Origin of the sequence: Pseudomonas frederiksbergensis (genome assembly GCF_017114915.1) — a bacterium.
Classification (GTDB): domain Bacteria; phylum Pseudomonadota; class Gammaproteobacteria; order Pseudomonadales; family Pseudomonadaceae; genus Aquipseudomonas; species Aquipseudomonas frederiksbergensis_I.
Genome location: NZ_JAAUOE010000091.1, coordinates 1 through 3,552 on the forward strand (window position 1 = coordinate 1; position 3,552 = coordinate 3,552).

The following is a 3,552-nucleotide window of genomic DNA, read 5'->3' on the forward strand; positions in this document are numbered from 1 at the left end:
ATCGTTCCCACGCGGAGCGTGGGAACGATCATCTTCAACAACAAAAAGCCCCACCAGGCTCAACACCTGGCAGGGCTTCGATGACTCCGAATGCTACTTACGCAACATTCATGGTCTTGTGCGTATCAATCAAATGCTGCACCACACCCGGATCGGCCAGGGTGGAGATATCGCCCAACCCGTCGTATTCCGCCGTAGCAATCTTGCGCAGAATCCGGCGCATGATCTTGCCCGAACGGGTTTTCGGCAGGCCCGGCGCCCACTGAATGACGTCCGGCGAGGCAATCGGGCCGATCTCTTTACGCACCCAGTTCTTCAGCTCCAGGCGCAGTTGCTCGCTCGTCTCTTCGCCGGCATTCAACGTGACGTAGACATAAATGCCCTGCCCCTTGATGTCATGCGGCACACCGACCACCGCCGCTTCGGCGACTTTAGGGTGAGCGACCATCGCGCTTTCGATCTCGGCGGTGCCCATGCGGTGCCCGGAAACGTTGAGCACGTCATCCACACGACCGGTGATCCAGTAGTAACCGTCCTCATCACGACGGGCACCGTCACCGGTGAAGTACATGCCACGGAAGGTCTTGAAGTAGGTGTCGACGAAGCGATCATGGTCGCCATACAGCGTGCGCGCCTGGCCTGGCCACGAATCGAGAATCACCAGGTTGCCCTCGGCAACGCCCTCGATGATGTTACCCAGGTTATCCACCAGCGCCGGCACCACGCCGAAGAACGGCCGCGCCGCGGAGCCAGGCTTGAGGCCATGCGCACCCGGCAACGGGCTCATCATGTTGCCGCCGGTTTCGGTCTGCCACCAGGTGTCGACGATCGGGCAACGGGATTGGCCGACATTCTTGTAGTACCAATCCCACGCTTCCGGGTTGATCGGCTCACCGACCGAACCCAGCAGACGCAGGCTGCTGCCGTCAGCGCCCTCAACAGCGGCGGTGCCCGACGCCATCATCGCGCGGATTGCGGTCGGCGCGGTGTAGAGAATGTTGACCTTGTGCTTGTCGACGATCTTCGACACCCGGGTGATGTCCGGATAGTTCGGCACGCCTTCGAACAGCAGCGTGGTCGCGCCGTTGGCCAGCGGGCCGTAGACGATATAAGAATGGCCGGTGACCCAGCCGACGTCGGCGGTGCACCAGTAGATTTCGCCCGGGCGGTAGTCGAACACCCGCTCATGGGTCATTGCCGCGTACAGCAAATAACCGCCAGTGGTGTGCTGCACGCCCTTCGGCTTGCCAGTGGAGCCGGAGGTATAAAGGATGAACAGCGCTTCTTCGGCGCCCATCTCTTTCGGCGCACAGACGGTGCCCGCCACTTTCATCAGGTCTTCGTACCAGATGTCGCGATGCTGGTTCCACTTGATGTCGCCGCCGGTGCGCTTGCACACGATGACTTTCTGGATGCTGTGGGTTTCCGGGTTGGTCAGCGCGTCGTCGACGTTGGACTTGAGCGAGATCTTCTTGCCGGCACGAATGCCTTCGTCGGCGGTGATCACCACTTTCGAGCGGCAGTCGATGATGCGACCGGCCAGGGCTTCCGGCGAGAAACCGCCGAACACCACCGAGTGAATCGCGCCGATCCGGGCACAGGCCAGCATGGCGACCACGGCTTCGGGGATCATCGGCATATAGATCGTCACCACGTCGCCGCGATGCACATCCTGGCCGCGCAAGGCGTTGGCGAACTTGCAGACTTGTTCGTGCAGCTCGCGGTAGGTGATGTTGCGGCTTTCGGCAGGGTCATCCCCTTCCCAAATAATCGCGATTTGATCACCGCGCTCGGCCAGATGACGGTCGAGGCAGTTGTAGGAAACGTTCAGCGTACCGTCGGCGAACCATTTGATGTCGACATGGTGATCGTCGAAGGACGTCTGCTTCACCGTGGTGAAAGGCTTGATCCAGTCGAGGCGCTTGGCTTGTTCGCGCCAGAAGCCGTCCGGGTTGACGACCGACTGCTGGTACATGGCCTTATAGGTGGCCTCGTCAGTCAGCGTATTGGCTGCTACCTCGGGACGAACGGGATACAAAGAAGCCGCACTCATCTTTCTTACCTCGGTGGAATAGTTGTTTTTGTATGGCCCAGTTGTAGCCGGGGCGGGCCTATAGAACCATTCGACGATGGTAGTAACAAGCCCCTACAAAATGTGGCTATACCGCGACGAGGCGCTCAAACCCGGCTATTCCGGGGCTTCGTAGGAGCCGCCGGAGGCTGCGATCTTTTGATCTTCGGCATTTTTAGTCGAATGATCGCAATCTTCGGCAGATTCTGCGCAGTAGATACCGGGCGAACTCTTGGGGATTGTTACCAAATCTGCCAAAGGTGTTTATCAAAAGCACGGCTATATGCACGCCACCCCCAGGCCTAAAATCAGCCTCGCCAACACGGCAACGTGATTAACCCAGTTGCAGCCCCCACGAAGGCAGTTAATCCAAATCCCATTATTAAAGCTCCACACGCAATCCCAAAAAGATTGCGTGACCCCATTCGACCTCAGAAAGGTAAATTTGAAATGAAAGCTTTATTGGTTCTGGCCCTCAGCAGTCTGTGCGCAACCGCCATGGCGGATGAGGTCCCGACTGATGTTGCACAGCAACAACCCGCCATTGAGGAATACACCAACTCCACCCACCTGGACATCGCCAAAGTCATATCGATGAGCGAAATCCCGAATGTCTGCGAAGTGGTTCCGGCCAAAATGGTGTACGACGACTCCAAAGGCCAGCGGCATATTCTGCGCTACAGCGTCATGGGTAACGGCTGTTCTAACGGCTGATCCGCCCCACTCTTATTTATCAAGGCTCAACCCACCCGCCCACTTTAAAGGCAGGTGAAGCGCCGAGCATCACATCGACAAATACGATTGCTTTAAGCATTTATTTGCGCTTTTTAATCAAATTAGTTGGCGTAGGATGAATTCCACACCCAAGGCACACAACGCCAACGAACCTGGAGCCACTACCATGAAAACCAAACTGATCCTCGCCCTGACCCTCTCCGTCCTGGCCGCCAACACCTTCGCCGCCGACGGCTACGACCGCACTGGTTCGGCTGCTTTCAACGACGCAGCTGTCGCTTCTGACGGTTACGACCACACCGGTTCGGCGTCTTTCGCTTCTGATGGTTTTGATCGCACTGGCGCAGCCAAGGTTGCTGCTGATGGTTCTGATCACACTGGCGCAGCCAAAGTCGCTGCCGACGGTTCTGACCACGTAGGTGCAGCTCGTTTCAGCTGAAAACTAAACGCGACCTCACAGCCCGACTTCGGTCGGGCTTAGTTGTGTCTGAAGTGGTCAAAAATCGACCAAAACCACTACATATAGTAAAAAACGCCGTTTTTGGTTGTTTTTTGAGCAACACGTTTCAAGAACATTTTCAGCCAAAAACTGCACACAATCCCGCCCACAAAAACGCTCCCCCTCCCCTGAAAGCCCCGCCCCACCTGGCTTGCAACACAACAACAGACCACATCAACGCAAACACCCAGCCTTCACCGTCAAAAACCAGCCAAAAAAGACAAAAAAAAAAACTTCCTCCGCCAAA

3 protein-coding genes are annotated in these 3,552 nt (G+C 57.0%); 2 read left to right on the forward strand and 1 reads right to left on the reverse strand.

Annotation, left to right across the window (positions count from 1 at the left end):
• Window positions 1–97: 97 nt before the first annotated feature.
• Window positions 98–2,053, reverse strand: a complete 1,956-nt coding sequence (gene acs, locus HCU66_RS26775; RefSeq protein ID WP_205891360.1) for an acetate--CoA ligase — start codon at window positions 2,051–2,053, stop codon at window positions 98–100.
• A 468-nt stretch (window positions 2,054–2,521) separates the two neighbouring features.
• Between acs and HCU66_RS26780 the strand changes: the two genes are divergently transcribed.
• Both HCU66_RS26780 and HCU66_RS26785 read left to right on the forward strand, forming a co-directional pair.
• Window positions 2,522–2,785, forward strand: a complete 264-nt coding sequence (locus tag HCU66_RS26780) for a DUF2790 domain-containing protein (RefSeq protein ID WP_205891361.1) — start codon at window positions 2,522–2,524, stop codon at window positions 2,783–2,785.
• Between the two features lie 187 nt (window positions 2,786–2,972).
• Entirely contained in the window at window positions 2,973–3,245 is a 273-nt protein-coding gene (locus HCU66_RS26785; protein ID WP_205891362.1) for a hypothetical protein, read from the forward strand.
• The last annotated feature ends 307 nt before the right edge of the window (window positions 3,246–3,552 follow it).

Bases quoted from the DNA above. Each gene is read 5' to 3' on its own strand.
- acs (WP_205891360.1), bottom strand. From the start codon at position 2,053: ATGAGTGCGGCTTCTTTGTATCCCGTTCGTCCCGAGGTAGCAGCCAAT.
- HCU66_RS26780 (WP_205891361.1), top strand. From the start codon at position 2,522: ATGAAAGCTTTATTGGTTCTGGCCCTCAGCAGTCTGTGCGCAACCGCC.
- HCU66_RS26785 (WP_205891362.1), top strand. From the start codon at position 2,973: ATGAAAACCAAACTGATCCTCGCCCTGACCCTCTCCGTCCTGGCCGCC.